Below are 18,071 nucleotides of genomic sequence, written 5' to 3' on the forward strand. Positions count from 1 at the left end.
CCGTGGCGACGGGGACTCGGAGGGGAGCGCCGGTCCTGGTGTCTGGCGGATCGGACTCACCTCCTCGGGTCGAGGGCCCACGCGGGCCGGGATCACGATAACCGACGACACTGCCCCGCGGTGTCCAGCGCGGCGGTCAGATCGGCCAGCAGGTCGGCGGTGTCCTCCACCCCGCAGGAGAGCCGGACGAAGCCCGGCGCGGTGTCGTCGCCCCACTGCGCCCGCCGGTCGGCCGTGGTGTGCAGGCCACCGAAGGACGTCGCGGCGGCGACCAGCCGGGATGCCTCGATGAAGCGGGCCACCCGGTCGGCATCGCCGAGGTCGAAGGAGAGCACCCCGGGCATCCGGCGCATCTGCGTTGAGGCCACCCGGTACGCCGGGTCCTCCGGCCGGCCGGGCCAGCGCAGCCCGGTCACGTCGGCCCGCCCGGCGAGCAGCTCGGCGACGGCCGCCGCGTTGGCGGTCTGCCGGGCCAGCCGCAGGTCCAGGGTGGCCAGTGACCGGTGCGCCAGCCAGGCGTCGAAGGCGCCGGGGACCGCGCCGGTGGTGGTCCGCCACGCGGTGACCGTCTCCAGCAGCTCGGCGGAGCGGGACGCCACGTAGCCGAGCAGCAGGTCGGAGTGGCCGGTCAGCGCCTTGGTGCCGGAGGCGAGCACGAGGTCCGCACCGAGGTCCAGCGGGCGCTGCCCGAGCGGGGTGGCGGTGGTGTTGTCGACCGCCACCAGCGCCCCGGCGGCGTGCGCCGCCTCGGCGAGGGCGGCCACGTCGGCCACGTCCAGGCCAGGGTTGGCCGGGGTCTCCAGCAGCACCATCCGCACCCCGTCGAACGACGGGTACGGCCCCGCGGTCGGCACGAACCGGACCCGGACCCCGATCCCCTCCAGGGTGGCGGTGGCGAAGGCCCGTACCGGGAAGTACCCGTCGGCGGGGAGGAAGACGGTGTCCCCGGGGCGCAGCACGGCCAGCAGCAGGCCGGTGATGGCCGCCTGCCCGCTGGCGAAGACCCGGCAGTCGCCCCCCTCCAGCTCGCCGATCGCCGCCTCCAGCAGGCGCCGGGTGGGGTTGTCCGGCCGGCCGTAGCCGTTGACCGCGCCGGCCGGCCCCTGCCACGGGTCGAGGTGGTACGGCGCGGCGAAGACCGGCCCGGGCAGGAACGGCGCGCCGGGGGTCGGTTCGGGCAGCCCGGCGTGCACGCACCGGGTGCCGTCGTGCCACTCGCCGGCGCTCACTCGTACGACTCCGGCTTCGCGGTACGGCTCATCAGGGCGTCCACCGCCAGTCGGGGGTCCATCCCCTCGTGGCAGATCCGCTCGATCTGCTCGGTGATCGGCATCTCCACCCCGTGCGCCCGGGCCAGGTCCCGGATGGCCAGGCAGCTCTTCACGCCCTCGGCGGTCTGCCGGGTCGCGGCCTGCGCCTGCTCCAGGGTCTCCCCCCGACCCAGGTGCTCGCCGAAGGTGCGGTTACGGGCCAGCGGCGAGGAGCAGGAGGCGACCAGGTCGCCCATTCCCGCCAGGCCGGCGAAGGTGATCGGGTCGGCGCCGAGCGCCACGCCCAGCCGGGCGGTCTCGGCCAGGCCGCGGGTCATCAGCATCGCCCGGGTGTTGTCGCCGAAGCCCATCGCGGTGGCGATCCCGTACGCCAGGGCGATCACGTTCTTCACCGCCCCGCCCAGCTCGCAGCCGATCACGTCGTCGTTGGTGTACGGCCGGAAGTACGGCGTCCGGATCGACGACTGGACCAGCGCCGCGCGGCGGGAGTCGGTGCCGGCGACCACCGTCGCCGCGGGCTGTTCGGCGGCGATCTCCGGGGCCAGGTTGGGGCCGGAGACCACCACCACCCGGTCCGAGGTGACCCCGGCGGTCTCCACGATGACCTCGCTCATCCGCCGGGTGGTGCCCAGCTCGATGCCCTTCATCAGGGAGACCAGGGTGGCGTCCGGGGCGAGGTGCCCGGCCCACTCGGCGAGGTTGCCGCGCAGCGTCTGCGACGGTACGGAGAGCACCACCAGCTCCGCGCCGGAGATGGCCTTGCCGGCGTCGCCGGTCGCGGTGACCCGCTCCGGCAGCCGCAGGTCGGGCAGGTAGTCGGGGTTGCGCCGGTGGGTCCGGATCGCCTCGGCCACCGACTCGCGCCGGGCCCAGACGGTGACGTCCCGTCCCGCATCGGCGAGGATCTTGGCGAAGGCGGTCCCCCAGGAACCGGCCCCCAGGACCGCGACATGGCTCATTCGGTCACCTCGGGAGTACGCGGACGGGCGGGACGTTCCCAGAGCGGCGGTGGCGTGCCACCCCGGATGCCGGCGAGCAGGTCGCGCAGGGTCAGCATGATCTCGTCGGTCATCTCCTCGAGGACCGCCCGGCTCGGTGTGGCGCCCGCCCACCGGCTCAGGTCGATCGGCGGGCCGGCGACCACCGTCACCGGAGTGCGCGGGCGCAGCCCGAACCGGGTGGTCCGGGGGTCGAACAACTCCTCCGGCCCCCACATCGCCACCGGGATCACCGGCGCGCCGGTGGCCAGCGCCAGCCGGGCCGCCCCGGTCTTGCCCTTCATCGGCCACAGGTCGGGCTCGCGGGTGGTGGTGCCCTCCGGGTAGATCACCACCGCGCCCCCCTCGTCGAGGGCGGCGATCAGCTTGTCGAGCGACTTGACCGCGTCGACCGAGCCCCGTTCCACCGGGATCTGCCGGCAGCGGTGCAGGATCCAGCCGATCACCGGGACCCGGAAGACACTCGCCTTGCCGAGGTACTGCGGCCAGCGGCCCGCGTCGTAGATGAAGTGCGCGGAGACCAGCGGGTCGGCGTGCGACAGGTGGTTCGGCACGATGATGATTCCGCCGTCGCGGCGGAGCTGCTCCGCGCCGTGCCAGGTGCGCCGGGTCCAGAGCAGCATCACCGGCTTGACCAGCGCCACGGCGAACCGTGGCCAGAACCCCAGCCTGCGCCGTGTCACCCTGCCTCCTCGTCGCCCCGCCCCCACGCGCCGCACCCGCCGGTGCGGCCCGCAGCCGAAATCATGCCTGCTCGGTCCGGGTACGGCCAGTGAGGGTACCGCCGGAGACGCTGGCAGGATTGTCGGCGTGCGTCAGCCGACCTGGACCGTGGTGGTGCCGGTGAAGCGCCTCGGCGCGGCGAAGAGCCGGCTGCGGGGCGCGCTGCCGGTCGTACCCCACGAGGAGCTGGCGCTGGCCCTGGTGGCCGACACGGTCCGCGCGGTGCGGGCGTGCGCGGCGGTCGCCGAGGTCCTGGTGGTCACCGACGACCCGGCGGTGGCGGCCACCGCGGCGGCCGCGGGCGCCCGGGTGGTCCCGGACGCGCCGGACGCCGGGCTCAACGCCGCCTTCCGGCACGGCGCCCGGCTCGCCACGGCGGCCGGCGGCGGCGCCGGGATACGGGTGGCGGGACTCACCGCGGACCTGCCGGCGCTGCGCCCGACGGAGCTGGCCGCCGCGCTGCACGCGGCCACCGCCGGCCCGGGGGTACGCCGGTTCGTCGCCGACGCCCCGGGAACCGGCACGGTGCTGCTGGCCGCGCCGCCCGGCGTGCCGCTGGACCCCCGGTTCGGAGTCGGCTCGGCGGCGGCGCACCGGGCCAGCGGCGCGCTGCCGTTGACCGGTGACTGGCCGACCCTGCGCCGGGACGTGGACACCGCCGCCGACCTGGCGGCCGCGGCCCGGCTCGGGCTCGGGCCGCGCACCGCCGCCCTGGCCGGGCAGCCGGCGGGCCGCCCGGGCTGACCTGCCGGTGTACGGTGCTGGCATGCAGGGCACGGTGGCGACCTTCGACGCGGCGACCCGCACCGGCGTGCTGCTCCTGGACGACGGCACCGAACTGGCCTTCCCCGCGCCAGCCTTCGACGCCTCCGGGTTGCGCCTGCTCCGGCTCGGGCAGCGGTTGCGGGTGGAAACCGATCCGGACGGAGCGGTCGTCCGCGTGACGTTGCCGACCATGGCGTGATCAACCTGGCCCGAGTTCATTTTGCGTTCACCGGAATCGGGTGATTATGAGCGGGTGAGCTCCCCTCGCGAACACCCCGCCAGCCCACCCCACGCCGCCGACCCGACCGGTCCCCGCAACGGCAGCCGACGCCGCGGCTCCGACGGCCGTTTCCGCACCCCCCGTACGCCCGACGAGACCGTGGTCACCGCGCCCGGCAGCCCCGAGGCGAGCGCCGCGGGCGCCTCCGCCGGGCTGGACGAGGTGCTCGACCCGGGCGACCGGCCGGCCCCGCCCACCGGCCCGGACGCGCGGCCGGCCGCCCCGCCGCTGCCGGAGGACCGCTTCCTCAACCGGGAGCTCTCCTGGCTCGACTTCAACGCCCGGGTGCTCTCCCTGGCCGAGGACCGGCGCACCCCGCTGCTGGAGCGGGCCAAGTTCCTGGCCATCTTCGCCAGCAACCTCGACGAGTTCTACATGGTCCGGGTGGCCGGGCTGAAGCGCCGCCTCTCCGCCGGCCTGCCGGTCCGGGGCGGCGACCGGCTGCCGCTGCGCACCCAGCTGGAGCTGATCTCCGAGCGGACCGCCGACCTGGTCGGCCGGCACGCCGCCTGCTTCGTCGACGACGTGCTGCCGAAGCTGGCCGAGGAGAACATCCGGATCCTGCGCTGGGCCGAGCTGCACGACCCGGAGCGGGAGCGGCTGCGCACGTACTTCCGGGAGCACATCTTCCCGGTGCTCACCCCGCTCGCCGTCGACCCGGCGCACCCGTTCCCGTACATCTCCGGGCGATCGCTGAACCTGGCCGTGGCGGTCCGCGACCCGGACGGCGGTTCGGAGTTGTTCGCCCGGGTCAAGGTGCCGAACAACGTGCCCCGCTTCGTCCGGGTGGGCCGGGACCAGCCGGGGCTGCGGATGCTGCCGGTCGAGGAGCTCATCTCGGTGCACCTCGGCCAGCTCTTCTCCGGCATGCAGGTGGTGGAGTGCCACCTGTTCCGGGTCACCCGCAACGCCGAGGTGGAGGTCGACGAGGACCGGGACGAGGACCTGCTCCAGGCGCTGGAACGGGAGCTGGCCCGGCGCCGTTTCGGCCCGCCGGTACGCCTGGAGGTCGCCGCCTCCATCTCCGATCACATGCTGGAGCTGCTCGTCCGCGAGCTCGACATGGACGACCAGGACGTGCTGCGGGTACCCGGCCTGCTCGACCTCTCCGCGATGTGGCAGCTCTACGGCGAGGCGGACCGGCCCGACCTGAAGGACCCGCCGTTCGTACCGGCCACCCATCCCCGGCTCGCCGAGGGCGAGGTGCCGCGCAGCGTCTTCGCCACCCTGCGCGACGGCGACGTGCTGGTGCACCACCCGTACCACTCGTTCGCGACCAGCGTGCAGCGCTTCATCGAGCAGGCTGCCGCCGACCCGAACGTGCTCGCCATCAAGCAGACCCTCTACCGCACCTCCGGCGACTCCCCGATCGTCGACGCGCTGGTCGACGCGGCCGCCGCCGGCAAGCAGGTGGTGGTGCTGGTGGAGCTGAAGGCGCGCTTCGACGAGGTGGCCAACATCGGCTGGGCGCGAACCCTGGAACGGGCCGGCTGCCACGTGGTCTACGGGCTGGTGGGGCTCAAGACGCACTGCAAGACCGCCCTGGTGGTACGCCAGGAGGGCAACCAGATCCGGCGGTACTGCCACATCGGCACCGGCAACTACCACCCGAAGACCGCCCGGCTCTACGAGGACTTCGGGGTGCTCACCGCCGACCCGGAGATCGGCGCGGACCTGACCGACCTGTTCAACGTGCTCACCGGGTACAGCCGGCAGACCGCGTTCCGGCGGCTGCTGGTGGCGCCCCAGGGCATCCGCAGCGGCCTGGTCGAGCGGATCGAACGGGAGATCGCCCACGTCCGGCTGGGCATGCCCGGCCTGGTGCAGTTCAAGGTGAACTCGCTGGTCGACGAGGAGGTCACCGATGCGCTGTACCGGGCGTCCCGGGCCGGCGTCCACGTGGACCTGCTGATCCGGGGCATGTGCACGCTGCGACCCGGGGTGCCGGGGCTGTCGGAGAACATCCGGGTCCGGTCGATCCTTGGCCGGTTCCTGGAACACTCGCGGGTCTTCCGGTTCGGCAACAACGGCGACGCCGAGTTCTGGATGGGCTCGGCGGACCTGATGCACCGCAACCTGGACCGCCGGGTGGAGGCGCTGGTCCAGGTGAGCGACCCGGTCGCCCGGGCCGAGCTGGACCACGCGCTGAGCACCGCGTTCGGGCCTGACGTGGACGCGTTCGAGCTGGCCGCCGACGGCAGCTGGACCCGCCGTACGGGCACCCCGGAGGAGCCGCTGGGTCACCTCCAGGAGCTGCTGCTGCGCCGGGTCGGCGGCACCGCCGGCTGACCGGCTGCCCGGCGCGGTCCACCGGACGTGGCGGGCACCGTCGGGCGGTGCGCCGAGGGGGCTGAGCGGCCCGTACGGCGGGTCGCCCGGACGTAGGGTGGCCAGATGGTGGAGGACGGACCGGTCGGCATCCGGGCGGCCGGCGGGGTGGTCTGGCGGCCGGCCGGCGGGGTGCAGGTCTGCCTGGTGCACCGACCCCGCTACGGCGACTGGTCGCTGCCCAAGGGGAAGCTGGAACGCGGGGAGCACCCGCTGCTGGCGGCGGTCCGCGAGGTGGCCGAGGAGACCGACGTGCGGGCGGTGCCGCAGGTCCGGCTCCCCACCGTCGGCTACCGCAGCGAGGGGCTGCCGAAGACGGTCGACTACTGGTCGATGCGGGCGGTCGGCGTGGGCGGCTTCCAGCCGGGCACCGAGGTCGACGACGTGCGCTGGCTCGACGTCGACGAGGCGATCCGGCTGGTCAGCTATCCGCACGACGCGGAGGTGCTGGCCGCGTTCGCCGCGCTGCCGCGGGTGACCGGGACGGTCGCCCTGGTCCGGCACGCGCACGCCGGCAGACGGGCCACCTGGTCCGGCCCGGACATCGGCCGCCCGTTGGACGCCGAAGGGTGGGCGCAGGCCGCTGCGCTGGCCCCGCTGGTGGCGATGGTCCGCCCGACCCGGCTGCTGTCGGCGTCGCCGCGCCGGTGCGTACAGACCCTCGACCCGACGGCCGCCCTGCTGGACCTGCCGATCGAGATCTGCGGGGACCTGGACGAGCCGGCGCCGGGCCAGCAGCCCGACGAGTGCGCGCTGGCCGCCGCGGCCCGGCTGGCGGGCCTGGCCGCCACCGGCGAACCGGTCGGGGTGTGCAGCCAGGGCAAGGTGATCCCGGGGGCCCTGGAGCGGCTGACCGGGCGGGCGGACGACTTCACCACCCCGAAGGGCGGCGGGTGGCTGCTCGCCTTCGCCGCCGACCGGCTGGTCGCCGCCGACCGGCTCTGAACACCGGCACGCGGAAAGGGCGCCCACCGTCGCGGTGGGCGCCCTTTTCGTCGTACGCGGTGGTTCAGCGCTTGGCGGCGGCCTTCTTGGCCGGTGCCTTCTTGGCGGGCGCCTTCTTGGCCGCCACGCTCTTGCTGGCGGTGGTCTTCTTCGCGGCCGTGGTCTTCGTGGCGGCCTTGGTCGCCGCGGCGGTCTTCTTCGCCGGGGCGGCCTTCTTGGTGGTGGCCTTGGCCGTGGTGGCCTTGGCGGCGGTGGTCTTGGTGGCCTTCGCCGCGGCGGTCTTCTTGGCGGCGGCGGCGGTGGTCTTCTTGGCCCCGGCCGCCTTCGCCCCGGCGACCTTCGCGCCGGCGGCCTTCGCGCCGGCCGCCTTCGCGCCGGTGGTCTTGGCGGCGGCCGCGGCGGCCGTCTTCTTCGCCGGGGCGGCGACCTTCGGCACCTTGCCGCTGGCCACCATCTCCTTGAACCCGGCGCCGGGACGGAAGGTCGGGACGGACGTCTTCTTGACCTTCACCGCCTCACCGGTACGCGGATTGCGCGCTGTTCGGGCGGCCCGGGCACGCTTTTCGAACGATCCGAATCCGGTGATCGCCACCTTGTCGCCCTTGGTAACCGCCGACTGGACCTCGGCGAGGACCGCGTCGAGCGCCGCCGTCGCCGCCTTCCGGTCCCCCAGGCGAGCGGCGAGCGCCTCGATGAGCTCGGCCTTGTTCACGACTTCCTCCCGATTGTGCAACTGACTCGACGCGAGCCATTCTGCGCGCACGGTATGCCCTGTGCTGCCGGGACACAAACATTCGATGGAAAAAAGCCCTTGTGTCGTAACGGATTCGCCCCCACCGGGTGGTCCGGTGAGGGCGAAAACCGTGCAACGGTCGGGCGTACGGCTATGCGACGGCGGGCAGGAACGGCGGCCGGGTCGTCTCGTACGCGCCGATCTCGGCGTCGTGCCGGAGGGTTAGTCCAATGTCGTCCAGGCCCTCCATCAGCCGCCAGCGGCTGTGGTCGTCCAGCGGGAACGACCAGGTGGACTCGCCGACCCGGACCTCCCGGGCGGTCAGGTCGACGGTGACCGGGGTGGTCGGCTCGGCCTCGACCCGATCCCAGATCTCCTCCACCGCCTTCAATTCCAGCTCGACCGGAAGGAGCCCTTCCTTCAGCGCGTTGCCGCGGAAGATGTCACCGAACCGGGGGGAGATCACCGCCCGGAACCCCCAGTCGCGCAGCGCCCAGACAGCGTGCTCCCGGGAGGATCCCGTACCGAACTCGGGGCCAGCCACGAGAATCGACGCACCGGAATACGCGGGATCGTTGAGGACGAATGTCGGGTCCTCCCGCCAGGCGTTGAAGAGTCCGTCGGCGAAACCGGTCCGGGTCACCCGCTTGAGGTACACGGCCGGGATGATCTGATCGGTGTCCACGTTGGAACGGCGCAGCGGCACGGCCGCGCCGGTGTGGGTGGTGAACCTGTCCATGGTGCCCTTCTCTACAGGTCGGCGGGGGCGGCCAGCCGGCCGACCACGGCGGTGGCGGCGGCGACCGGCGGGGAGACCAGATGGGTACGCCCGCCCCGGCCCTGCCGGCCCTCGAAGTTGCGGTTGGAGGTCGACGCGGAGCGCTCGCCCGGCCGCAACGTGTCGGGATTCATCCCCAGGCACATCGAGCAGCCGGCGAAGCGCCACTCGGCGCCGGCGTCGGCGAAGACCTTGTCCAGCCCCTCCGCCTCGGCGGCCTCGCGCACGGCGGCCGAGCCGGGGACGACGAGCATCCGCACCCCGTCGGCCACCCTGTGCCCGCGAAGCACGTCCGCGGCGGCCCGCAGGTCCTCCAGCCGGCCGTTGGTGCAGGAGCCGACGAAGACCACGTCGACGGCGAGGTCACGCAGCGGGGTGCCGGGGGTCAGGGCCATGTACTCCAGGGCCCGACGGGCGGCGGCCCGCTCGGAGTCGGTGACGAACTCCTCCGGGTCCGGCACGGCCGCGGCCAGCGGGGCGCCCTGACCGGGGTTGGTGCCCCAGGTGACGAACGGGGTGATCCGGCTGGCGTCGAGGGTCACCTCGGCGTCGAAGGTCGCCCCCTCGTCGGTGGGCAGCGTCTGCCAGTACGCCACCGCGGTGTCCCAGTCGGCGCCCTGCGGCGCGTGCGGCCGCCCCTTGAGGTACGCGAACGTGGTCTCGTCCGGCGCGATCAGGCCGGCCTTGGCGCCCCACTCGATGGACATGTTGGCGACGGTCATCCGCCCCTCCATGGAGAGCGCGCGGATCGGCTCGCCCCGGTACTCCACGATGTGGCCGCGCCCGCCGCCGGTGCCCACCTGGGCGATCAGCGCGAGGACCAGGTCCTTCGCGGTGACGCCGGGGGCGAGCCGCCCGGTGACGTTCACCGCCATCGTCCTCGGGCGGGCCTGCGGCAGCGTCTGGGTGGCCAGGACGTGTTCCACCTCACTGGTGCCGATGCCGAAGGCCAGCGCGCCGAAGGCGCCGTGGGTGGCGGTGTGCGAGTCGCCGCAGACGATCGTCATGCCGGGCTGGGTGACGCCCAACTGCGGGCCGATGACGTGCACGATGCCCTGGTTCTCGTCGCCGAGCGGGTGCAGCCGGACGCCGAACTCGGCGCAGTTGCGGCGCAACGTCTCGATCTGCGTACGGGAGGTCGGGTCCGCGATGGTGAGCAGGTCGCCGCGGCGGGACCGGAACGACGGGTCGTCGTAGCCGGTCGGGGTGTTGTGGTCCTCGGTCGCGAGCGTGAGGTCGGGACGGCGGATCCGGCGGCCGGCCAGCCGCAAACCGTCGAACGCCTGCGGGCTGGTCACCTCGTGCAGCAGGTGCAGGTCGATGTAGAGCAGGTCGGGCTCGCCCTGGGCGGTCCGTACGACGTGCGCGTCCCAGACCTTCTCGGCCAGGGTCCTCGGCTCAGGAGTGACTCCCACCATCTGGACATCCTAAATTCTGGGAGGTAAGTTTCGGCTTGTGGGACACAGTATGAGCGGTGTCGGCGTCCTCGACAAGGCGGTGGTCATCCTGGCCGCCTGTGTCGACGGCGCCAGCCTGGCCGAACTCGTTGAACGCACCAAGCTGCCCCGGGCCACCGCGCACCGGCTGGCGCAGGCGCTGGAGATCCACCGGATGCTGGTCCGGGACACCCAGGGGCGCTGGCGTCCCGGGCCCCGGCTCGGGGAGCTGGCCAACGCCGCACCGGACGTGCTGCTCACGGCCGCGGAGCCGCTGCTGGCCGCGCTACGCGACGCCACCGGGGAGAGCGCCCAGCTCTACCTGCGCCGCGCCGACGAGCGGGTCTGCGTGGCCGCAGCCGAGCGGGCCAGCGGCCTGCGGGACACCGTGCCGGTCGGCTCGGTGCTGCCCATGACGGCTGGATCGGCGGCGCAGATCCTGCTCGCCTGGGAGCCGCCGGAGGCGGTGATGCCGCTGCTGCCGCGCTCCAAGTTCACCGGCCGCACCCTGGCCGAGGTGCGCCGCCGCGGGTGGGCGCAGAGCGTCGCCGAGCGGGAGGCGGGTGTGGCGAGCGTCTCGGCCCCGATCCGCGACCGGACCGGCCGGGTGATCGCCTCGATCAGCATCTCCGGCCCGATCGAGCGCCTCGGTCGCCGTCCCGGCGAACGCCACGCCATGGCCGTCGTCCGCGCCGGCCAACGCCTCTCCGGCCTCTGACCCTCCCCACCCTGCCCCCGCGTCACCCCGCCAAGCCCGAGTTGACCAAGAAGTTTGCGCACGGGCCGGACCCCGATCCGTGCGCAAACTTCTTGATCAACGGGGGGTGGGGGCGTCCAGCAGGCAGGGGGCGGCAGGGCGATCGGGGGGCGGCCCTGGGAAGGCGGACGGCCCGCCTCGCGGGGCGAGACGGGCCGTTCGGATCTGTAGCCCCGACCGGATTCGAACCGGCGCTACCGCCTTGAGAGGGCGGCGTCCTGGGCCGCTAGACGACGGGGCCAGGCACTTTTCCTGCTTCACCGCCCTGACGAGCGGTGCGGGAATAGTCTAGCGGCATCGGCTGCCGGCCCGACGACGGGGGCGGGTGGCGGTACGCCCCGCTGACGGCCGGCACGGAGCGCGGGCGAGACGCCGAGCCCGGCAGCCCAGCGGGCCGGGAGGCAGCGGGAGAACGCCGAACCGGGACACGAAGAAGCCCGCCCCACCGGAGTGGAGCGGGCTGTCAGCGCTGTAGCCCCGACCGGATTCGAACCGGCGCTACCGCCTTGAGAGGGCGGCGTCCTGGGCCGCTAGACGACGGGGCCAGAACTTCATCTGCCTCCCCGACCCTCTCGGGCGGGAAGACTGCACTCTACCAGAGATCCGCTCCGCCCCCTTGACGGGAGCGGAGCGAACTCCGACAAAATCCAGCGACCGGGATTCTCGTGAATCCCCGGCTGCGCTGGGGTACCAGGACTCGAACCTAGACTAACTGAACCAGAATCAGTCGGGCTGCCAATTACCCCATACCCCATTGGCCCCTTGCGGCGCCGGGAATGAACTTTACCCTCCCGGTGCCGCGAGGCCAAATCCAACCCCTCGAGCCGCCCGTGAGCTGCGGAAACAGGGCTCGGACGGATCAGGCGACCGGTACCACCGGGTTGGTGAGTTCACCGATCCCCGCGATCCGGACGGTGACCGTATCCCCCTCGGTGAGCGGGCTAACCCCCGCCGGGGTGCCGGTCAGCACCACGTCGCCGGGGAGCAGCGTCATCACGTGCGAGATGTACGACACCAGGCCCGGCACGTCGAAGACCATGTCGCTGGTCCGGCCGAGCTGGCGCACCTCCATCTCCTCCGGGTTGCGACCCACCTCACAGCGGATCTCCAGGTCGGAGACGTCCAGGCCGGTGGTGATCCACGGCCCGATCGGGCAGAACGAGTCGAAGCCCTTGGCCCGGGTCCACTGCCCGTCCGAGCGCTGCAGGTCCCGCGCGGTGACGTCGTTGGCGCAGGTGTAGCCGAAGATGGCCCGCTCGGCGGCGGCCCGGTCGGCCCGGCGCGCGCCCGGCGCCCCGATCACCACGGCCAGCTCCGCCTCGTGCTCCACCTGCTTGGAGAAGATCGGCAGTCGGATCGCGTCCCGCGGGCCGATCACCGAGGTGGAGGGCTTCAAGAACAGCAGCGGCTCCTTCGGCACCTCGCTGCCGTGCTCGGCGGCGTGCTCGGCGTAGTTGCGGCCGACGCAGACCACCTTGCTGGGCAGGATCGGTGAGAGCAGGCGGACGTCGGAGAGCGCCCACCGGGCGCCGGAGAACGTGACCTGCCCGAACGGGTGGCCCTCGATCTCGGCGATGGTCAGGCCCTGCGGCCCGGCCTCCGGCTCGCCCTCGACGACCCCGAACGACATTCCCTTGGCATGAGCAAAACGAGCGATACGCACGGGGCCAATCTATCCCGCCGCCGGCGCGCCGCTCCCCCGCCGGCGGACACCGGCCGCCCGCGTCGGCGCAGCGTACGCCGTTGGCCGCCGGCCCGGGCCGGGTTCGGCACTTCGTACCCGCGCGGAGGGTGCCCGCCCATAGTTTCAGCTCCGGAGGTTCGTTCGTATGCCTGCATCGAGACGACACCACAGGGCGCTGGCCGTGTTCGTGAACTGCCTGGGCGTCCTCGCCGCCGTACCGGCGCTACCCACGACCGCTCCGCCGACCCGGGCCGCGGCCGCGACGCCGCGAGCGGAGGTCACCGCCACGCCGGGAGCGGAGGCGGCGGCCACCCGGCCGGCGGCGCTTCCCGGACCGGCGGGGCACCTGGCACCGGCGGAGCCCGGCAGACCGGCACCGGCGGAGCCCGGCAGACCCGCGGAGCCCGGCAGACCGGCGGCGCCCGGAGCGGCGGCCACCGGCGCGGTGATCCCGGTGACACCGGCGGTACCCGCCCCGGGGATGGCCACCACGGCCAACCCGGGCGCGCCCCGGCCCGCCCCACCGGTGACCGTGACCGTCACGCCGGCGGGGACGCCGGTGCCCGGCTACCGGATCCAGGTGCGCAACACCGGCGCCACCCCGATCGGCGCGATGGTCCGGCAGGAGCTGCCGCCCGGCGCGTCGACCACGGCGGTCAGCGCCGGCGGACTCACCACCCGCCCCGCCGGCCGGACCGGCACCGGGGAGGTGACCTGGCGGCTGACCCTGCCGGCCCGCAGCACCACCACCCTGGACACGGCGCTCGCCGCCACCGCCCCGGGTCAGGCGCTCACCGCACCGGCCTGCGCCTTCACCAGCGACGGCAGCCGTCCGTACGACTGCGCGACGGCGACCTGGCAGGCCGCCCCGGCGTCGCCGGCGGCCCAGGTGACCCCGACGCCGACCTGGCGCCGGACGCCGGTCCTGGCGGCCGCGCTGGCCGCGCTCCTGGTGCTCGCCGCCGGCGGGATCTGGTGGTGGCAGCGGGCCCGCCGGCGGCGGGGCGGGGTGGAACCGACCGGTACCGCGCCGACGGCAGCCGGCCAGCCGGCGTACGCCGGAGGGCCCGAGGCGCCCGGTGGGGGCCTGGTCCACCCGCGCCCGGCGACGCCCGGCGTCACGGCACGGCGCCGCACCCCACCGGTCTGGCTGACCGTCGGCGTCGCCGCGGCCGTGCTGGCCGGGGTGGTCTTCGCCGCGGTCTGGACGGGCACCCAGCGGGTCGCCGCGATCGACACCACCAAGCAGCCCACCAGCGGCGCCTGGACGGGGAAGACCGCCAGCGGGCCGCTCGGGACGCCGCTGCGGGAGAAGTCCTTCGAGTTCACCGTCTACCGGATCACCTGCGCCACGGCGAAGGTGGCCAGCCAGCAGTGCCAGGCCACCGTGGGGGTGCGCAACGTCACGCCCGAACAGCAGACCTGGCACGGCCAGCTCCAGCGGGCCTACCTGCCGGGCGGAAACTGGGTGAGCGCCGACGAGGACGCCACCCGGCTGGCGAACCTGGGGCGGGACGTCTTCGCCCAGCCGGTGGCGGCGGGCAACCGGGTGGTGCTGCCACTGGTCTTCACCGTCCACGGCATGCAGAAGCCGAAGCAGCTGGAGCTGCGCAGCGGGGTCTTCTCCGCCGGGGTGCGGGTGGACGTGCCCTGAGGCGGGGACGGGCGGCGGTCGTACCCTGGGGTCCGTGACCGCCGCCCTCGCTCCCGCCGCCGCCCTGGACGCGGCCGACTGGCAGGCCCGGCGGGCCGCGCACGAGGCCCGGGTGGACGCCTGGCTGGCGCCGCACCTGGCCCGCCGCAAGGTCGGCGGAAAGCACCCGGTGGAGGACTTCCTCTTCACCTACTACTCGCACCGGCCGGCCCAGCTGCGCCGCTGGCACCCCGGCGCCGGGGTGCTGCTGCGCGGGGCGGACCCGGTCGACTTCGGCCGGGACTACCGCGCCGACGCCGCCGGGGTCACCCTCGACACCGCGGGGGTACGCGCCCGCCACGCCGAGTCGATCGCCTGGATCCGCGGGCTGCTCACCGCCACCGCCGGCCGGCCGGCGCACTTCGGCTGCTTCGGCATGCACGAGTGGGCGATGGTCTACCGGCAGACCCAGGAGGAGGTCCGCCACAACGCCTGGCCGCTGCGGCTGACCCCCGAGCGGACCGCCACGGTGGTCGAGGAGCGCGGCGTACGGTGCAGCCACTTCGACGCGTACCGGTTCTTCACCGCGCCGGCCCGGCAGCTGAACGTGCTCGCCCCGACCAGGGAGAGCCAGCACGCGTTGGAGCAGCCGGGTTGTCTGCACGCCAACATGGACCTCTACAAGTGCGCGTACAAGCTCTCCCCGCTGGTCGTGTCGGAGCTGGTCGCGGACTGTTTCGCGCTGGCCCGGGAGATCCGCACCCTGGACATGCGAGCCAGCCCGTACGACCTGGCCTCCCTCGGGTACCCGCCGGTGATGGTGGAGACCCCGGAGGGCCGGGCCGAGTACGCCGCCGCCCAGCGCGGCTTCGCCGAACGCGCGGCGACGCTGCGGGCCCGGCTGGTGGCGGCGCTGGACGCCGCCCTGGCCGCCTGACCGGCCCGGTCAGCCCCGGGACGCCCCGGGCGGGAGGTCTTGGTGGCCGCGGTGCGCCGCCCACTCCGGCGCGAGGATCGACATGACCGTGGCGTCGACCCACCCGTCACCGTCGCGCAGCACCTGCCGCAGCACTCCCTCGGCGACGAAGCCCACCTTCTCGTAGGCCCGGCGGGCGCGCGGGTTGAAGGCGAACACCTCCAGCGAGATCCGGTGCAGGCCGAGCGCCTCGAAGCCGTGACCGACGATGAGGCGTACCGCCTCGGTGCCGAGACCGCGGTCCCGGCCGGCGGCGGCGAGCAGGATCCGGAAGTTGCAGTTGTCGTGGTGCCGGTCCCAGTCGTTCAGCACCACCTCGCCGACACACGCGCCGGTGTCGTTGTCCACCACGGCCAGGTCGAGCCGGTCGGTCTGCGCGTTGCGGCTGCCGTACCAGGAGCGCAGCCGCTCCTCGTCGATCTCGTCGGGCGGGCTGCCGGTCAGCCGCGCCGCCTCCGGGTCGGCCAGGATGTCGCGGAACACGGCGAGGTCGGCGTCGACGAAGGGGCGCAGCGTCACCAGGTCGCCGGTGAGCGTGGGCTTGGTGGCGAAGTCGGGGCTCATCCGGGCGATTCTGGGCACCGCCCGGGCCGCCCTCAACCCGTTTACGCGGTGGCCCGCTGGCGCAGCCGCTCCTCCAGCTCGGCCATCGTGTCGACGAACCAGAGCTGGCGACCGCGGTTGGCCTCGGCGACGAAGTCGCGCAGGGCGTTGCTCCGGGTGACGTGCGCGGAGATGTCGCCAACCACGGCCAGTTGCAACCGGTGGTTGACGAACTTCTGCACCACTTCCCCGGCCACCCCGGTACGCAGGATGAAGAACTCGGGGGCGAGCCGGCCCACCGGCAGCACCACCAGGTCGACCCCGTGGCCCAGCGCGTCGCCGATCACGTCGGTGGCGTCGGCGGCCGAGCAGAGCGTCGGACCGTCGACGGCGCAGGCGAGCAGGGTACGGCCGTGCAGGGTGGCCAGGGTGTCGGCGGACATGCTGGCAGCCTAGACAGCCGAACCGGTGCCGGGCACCGGAATTGCGGCGGTCAGTCGCCGTCCACCCGGCGGTCCCGCTTGCGCTGCGACTGGCGCTTCTTGTCGGCGAGCCGGCGCTCCTTGGCCCCCCGGGACGGGCGGGTCGGCCGGCGGGGCGGGGGCGGCGGGGCGACGGCCTCGCGCAGCAGCCCGACGAGCCGCTCCCGGGCGGCCTCCCGGTTGGCCAGTTGGGCCCGGTGCTCGCTGGCGGCGATGGTGAGCACCCCGTCGACCAGCCGGCCGGCCAACCGGTCCAACGCCCGGGCCCGCAGCGCCGGCGGGAGGCTGGTCGTACCGGCGAGGTCGAAGCTCAACTCCACCCGCGAGTCGGCCGTGTTGACGCCCTGCCCACCCGGGCCGGACGACCGGGAGAAACGCTCCCTCAGCTCGGCGGCGGGCACCACCCACCGGTCGGTCACCCGCAGCCCGTCGTCCACACCCTGAGGCTAGCGTGGCCGGTTGCCGCCGTGCGGGGCGGTGGCGCTCGGCGTCGGGCTGGGCGCCGGCTCGGCCCGGTCGTGGTCGGACCCGACGGCGGCGTACGCGACCGCGCCGATCAGCAGCAGCGCGATCACGCCGACCTTGGTGGTGACCGCCCGGACCAGCAGCCAGGCGGTCTTCCGGGCCCCCGGGACGGCCTTCTGGGCGGCCTTGTAGTCGGTCCAGCCGCGCTTGGCCCGGGCGTACTGCGCGCCCACGCCCCATCCGATGAAGAGTCCCACCGCGAGCAGGACCGCTATGAGAGGAAGCTCCACCCACGCCAGTATCCATACTCAGCGTGATATTTCTATGGCCCGATGGTATCGGGCCCGGTATCCGACAGTTTTACCGCTACGACCGTCGGGTCCCGGCGAGTCCGACTCACCCGCCTTTGCCGATGATGGTGTCGGCGGTCTGCTGCACCTGGTCGATCGGGATGGCGAAGCCGATGCCGATCGAGCCGTTGCCGTCGATGGTGGCGATCGCCGTGTTCACCCCGACCACCTCGCCGCGGGCGTTCACCAGCGGGCCGCCGGAGTTGCCCGGGTTGATGGAGGCGTCGGTCTGCACCGCGCTGCGCCGGTTGGTGCCCAACCGGACCTGGCGGTCCAGCGCGCTGACGATACCGGCGGTCACCGTGCCGGCCAGGCCGAGCGGCGAGCCGACCGCCAGCACCGGCTCGCCGACCCGGGTCGAACGGGGCTTGGCCAGGGGCAGCGGGGACAGGCCGGCTGCCGCCGGCACCTTGAGCACCGCCAGGTCGCTGCCCGGTTCCCGGCCGATCACCTCGGCGGCGTACCGCCGGCCGTCGGGCAGCTCCACGGTCACCGCGCCGCCGCCCCCCTTGGCCAGGATGTGGTCGTTGGTGATGATGTGCTGCTGGTCGTCGATGGCGAAGCCGGAGCCGGTGGCGCCCTGCCCGGGACCGCCGCCGACCAGCACGGACACCACCCCGGGCACGGTCTTCTGGGCGGCGGTCACCAGCTCCGCCGGGACCGGGGCGGCCGACGCGGCCGACGGTCCGCCGCCGCCCTGACCGGCCACCCAACCGCCGGCCGCCGCACCCGAGACGGTGGAGAGCGCCACGACGGCCGCCGCGGTCAGCAACCGCCCGCGCCAGCGCCGTCGGGAGGCGTCCTCCCCCGACTCCGGTACGCCCCACCGGTGCCGCCCGTCCGGCCCCAGCTCCGGCGAGACGAACCACGGTCCCCTCGGCTCGCCCAGTCCGGTCTGTGCTGCCATACGTCCGCTCCTCACTG

General features: G+C 74.1%; 19 protein-coding genes and 3 tRNA genes. 7 read left to right on the forward strand and 15 right to left on the reverse strand.

The features are described 5' to 3' along the window. Positions 1-92: 92 nt before the first annotated feature. The 3 genes from AC5RWQ_RS20925 to AC5RWQ_RS20935 are packed head-to-tail and all read right to left on the reverse strand — an operon-like array spanning position 93 to position 2,952. Positions 93-1,229, reverse strand: coding sequence for a cystathionine gamma-lyase (locus tag AC5RWQ_RS20925; RefSeq protein WP_494284383.1), 1,137 nt, complete (start codon positions 1,227-1,229; stop codon positions 93-95). Next, positions 1,226-2,230 (reverse strand): NAD(P)H-dependent glycerol-3-phosphate dehydrogenase, encoded by a 1,005-nt coding sequence (locus tag AC5RWQ_RS20930; protein WP_494284384.1) that lies wholly within the window; start codon positions 2,228-2,230, stop codon positions 1,226-1,228. The genes AC5RWQ_RS20925 and AC5RWQ_RS20930 overlap by 4 nt, the downstream gene beginning before the upstream one ends. Then, entirely contained in the window at positions 2,227-2,952 is a 726-nt protein-coding gene (locus AC5RWQ_RS20935; protein WP_494284385.1) for a lysophospholipid acyltransferase family protein, read from the reverse strand. The genes AC5RWQ_RS20930 and AC5RWQ_RS20935 overlap by 4 nt, the downstream gene beginning before the upstream one ends. 127 nt (positions 2,953-3,079) lie before the next feature. On the opposite strand from AC5RWQ_RS20935, the gene cofC reads away from it, so the two are divergent. The 4 genes from cofC (at position 3,080) to AC5RWQ_RS20955 (ending at position 7,310) form a co-directional block, all read left to right on the forward strand. Further along, a complete protein-coding gene (gene cofC / locus AC5RWQ_RS20940) occupies positions 3,080-3,736 on the forward strand; it encodes a 2-phospho-L-lactate guanylyltransferase (protein WP_494284386.1) in 657 nt (218 codons plus the stop codon). A 22-nt stretch (positions 3,737-3,758) separates the two neighbouring features. Continuing rightward, positions 3,759-3,956, forward strand: coding sequence for a cold-shock protein (locus AC5RWQ_RS20945; protein WP_334482942.1), 198 nt, complete (start codon positions 3,759-3,761; stop codon positions 3,954-3,956). A gap of 54 nt (positions 3,957-4,010) precedes the next feature. After that, on the forward strand, positions 4,011-6,326 hold the full coding sequence (locus tag AC5RWQ_RS20950; RefSeq protein ID WP_494284387.1) for an RNA degradosome polyphosphate kinase: 2,316 nt from the start codon (positions 4,011-4,013) through the stop codon (positions 6,324-6,326). A 105-nt stretch (positions 6,327-6,431) separates the two neighbouring features. Further along, entirely contained in the window at positions 6,432-7,310 is an 879-nt protein-coding gene (locus AC5RWQ_RS20955) for an NUDIX hydrolase (protein WP_494284388.1), read from the forward strand. A gap of 64 nt (positions 7,311-7,374) precedes the next feature. Here AC5RWQ_RS20955 and AC5RWQ_RS20960 read toward each other — a convergent pair whose 3' ends face one another. The 3 genes from AC5RWQ_RS20960 to leuC form a co-directional block, all read right to left on the reverse strand. After that, a complete protein-coding gene (locus AC5RWQ_RS20960) occupies positions 7,375-8,022 on the reverse strand; it encodes an HU family DNA-binding protein (RefSeq protein WP_494284389.1) in 648 nt (215 codons plus the stop codon). Between the two features lie 172 nt (positions 8,023-8,194). After that, on the reverse strand, positions 8,195-8,782 hold the full coding sequence (gene leuD, locus AC5RWQ_RS20965) for a 3-isopropylmalate dehydratase small subunit (protein ID WP_334482949.1): 588 nt from the start codon (positions 8,780-8,782) through the stop codon (positions 8,195-8,197). An 11-nt stretch (positions 8,783-8,793) separates the two neighbouring features. Next, positions 8,794-10,239, reverse strand: a complete 1,446-nt coding sequence (leuC, locus tag AC5RWQ_RS20970) for a 3-isopropylmalate dehydratase large subunit (protein ID WP_494284390.1) — start codon at positions 10,237-10,239, stop codon at positions 8,794-8,796. 49 nt (positions 10,240-10,288) lie between these two features. Between leuC and AC5RWQ_RS20975 the strand changes: the two genes are divergently transcribed. Further along, on the forward strand, positions 10,289-10,975 hold the full coding sequence (locus tag AC5RWQ_RS20975) for an IclR family transcriptional regulator (RefSeq protein WP_088646078.1): 687 nt from the start codon (positions 10,289-10,291) through the stop codon (positions 10,973-10,975). A 207-nt stretch (positions 10,976-11,182) separates the two neighbouring features. Here the strand turns inward: AC5RWQ_RS20975 and AC5RWQ_RS20980 are convergent. The 4 genes from AC5RWQ_RS20980 to AC5RWQ_RS20995 all read right to left on the reverse strand — a co-directional run bounded on the left by AC5RWQ_RS20980 (position 11,183) and on the right by AC5RWQ_RS20995 (position 12,677). Further along, positions 11,183-11,255 (reverse strand) — tRNA-Glu (locus AC5RWQ_RS20980). Positions 11,256-11,486: 231 nt separating this feature from the next. After that, positions 11,487-11,559: transfer RNA gene (locus AC5RWQ_RS20985), tRNA-Glu, on the reverse strand. A 137-nt stretch (positions 11,560-11,696) separates the two neighbouring features. After that, a tRNA-Gln gene (locus tag AC5RWQ_RS20990) sits at positions 11,697-11,768 on the reverse strand. Positions 11,769-11,873: 105 nt separating this feature from the next. Next, positions 11,874-12,677 carry a fumarylacetoacetate hydrolase family protein gene (locus tag AC5RWQ_RS20995; RefSeq protein ID WP_334482958.1) on the reverse strand — a complete coding sequence of 268 codons (804 nt, stop codon included), beginning with the start codon at positions 12,675-12,677 and terminating at the stop codon, positions 11,874-11,876. A 166-nt stretch (positions 12,678-12,843) separates the two neighbouring features. Between AC5RWQ_RS20995 and AC5RWQ_RS21000 the strand changes: the two genes are divergently transcribed. Together AC5RWQ_RS21000 and AC5RWQ_RS21005 are read left to right on the forward strand one after the other, a co-directional pair. Next, a complete protein-coding gene (locus AC5RWQ_RS21000) occupies positions 12,844-14,352 on the forward strand; it encodes a hypothetical protein (protein ID WP_494284391.1) in 1,509 nt (502 codons plus the stop codon). A 34-nt stretch (positions 14,353-14,386) separates the two neighbouring features. Continuing rightward, positions 14,387-15,268, forward strand: coding sequence for a 3-methyladenine DNA glycosylase (locus AC5RWQ_RS21005; protein ID WP_494284392.1), 882 nt, complete (start codon positions 14,387-14,389; stop codon positions 15,266-15,268). A gap of 9 nt (positions 15,269-15,277) precedes the next feature. Here the strand turns inward: AC5RWQ_RS21005 and AC5RWQ_RS21010 are convergent, their stop codons facing one another. From AC5RWQ_RS21010 to AC5RWQ_RS21030, 5 genes are all read right to left on the reverse strand, one after another. Continuing rightward, positions 15,278-15,871, reverse strand: a complete 594-nt coding sequence (locus tag AC5RWQ_RS21010; protein WP_494284393.1) for a GNAT family N-acetyltransferase — start codon at positions 15,869-15,871, stop codon at positions 15,278-15,280. A gap of 41 nt (positions 15,872-15,912) precedes the next feature. Continuing rightward, positions 15,913-16,293, reverse strand: coding sequence for a DUF4180 domain-containing protein (locus tag AC5RWQ_RS21015; protein WP_494284394.1), 381 nt, complete (start codon positions 16,291-16,293; stop codon positions 15,913-15,915). 50 nt (positions 16,294-16,343) lie between these two features. Further along, on the reverse strand, positions 16,344-16,769 hold the full coding sequence (arfB, locus tag AC5RWQ_RS21020) for an alternative ribosome rescue aminoacyl-tRNA hydrolase ArfB (RefSeq protein ID WP_494284395.1): 426 nt from the start codon (positions 16,767-16,769) through the stop codon (positions 16,344-16,346). A gap of 9 nt (positions 16,770-16,778) precedes the next feature. Further along, a complete protein-coding gene (locus tag AC5RWQ_RS21025) occupies positions 16,779-17,087 on the reverse strand; it encodes a hypothetical protein (RefSeq protein WP_494284396.1) in 309 nt (102 codons plus the stop codon). A 106-nt stretch (positions 17,088-17,193) separates the two neighbouring features. After that, entirely contained in the window at positions 17,194-18,054 is an 861-nt protein-coding gene (locus AC5RWQ_RS21030; RefSeq protein ID WP_494284397.1) for a S1C family serine protease, read from the reverse strand. Positions 18,055-18,071 lie beyond the last annotated feature (17 nt).

It is taken from the genome of Micromonospora sp. BS32 (genome assembly GCF_059089345.1).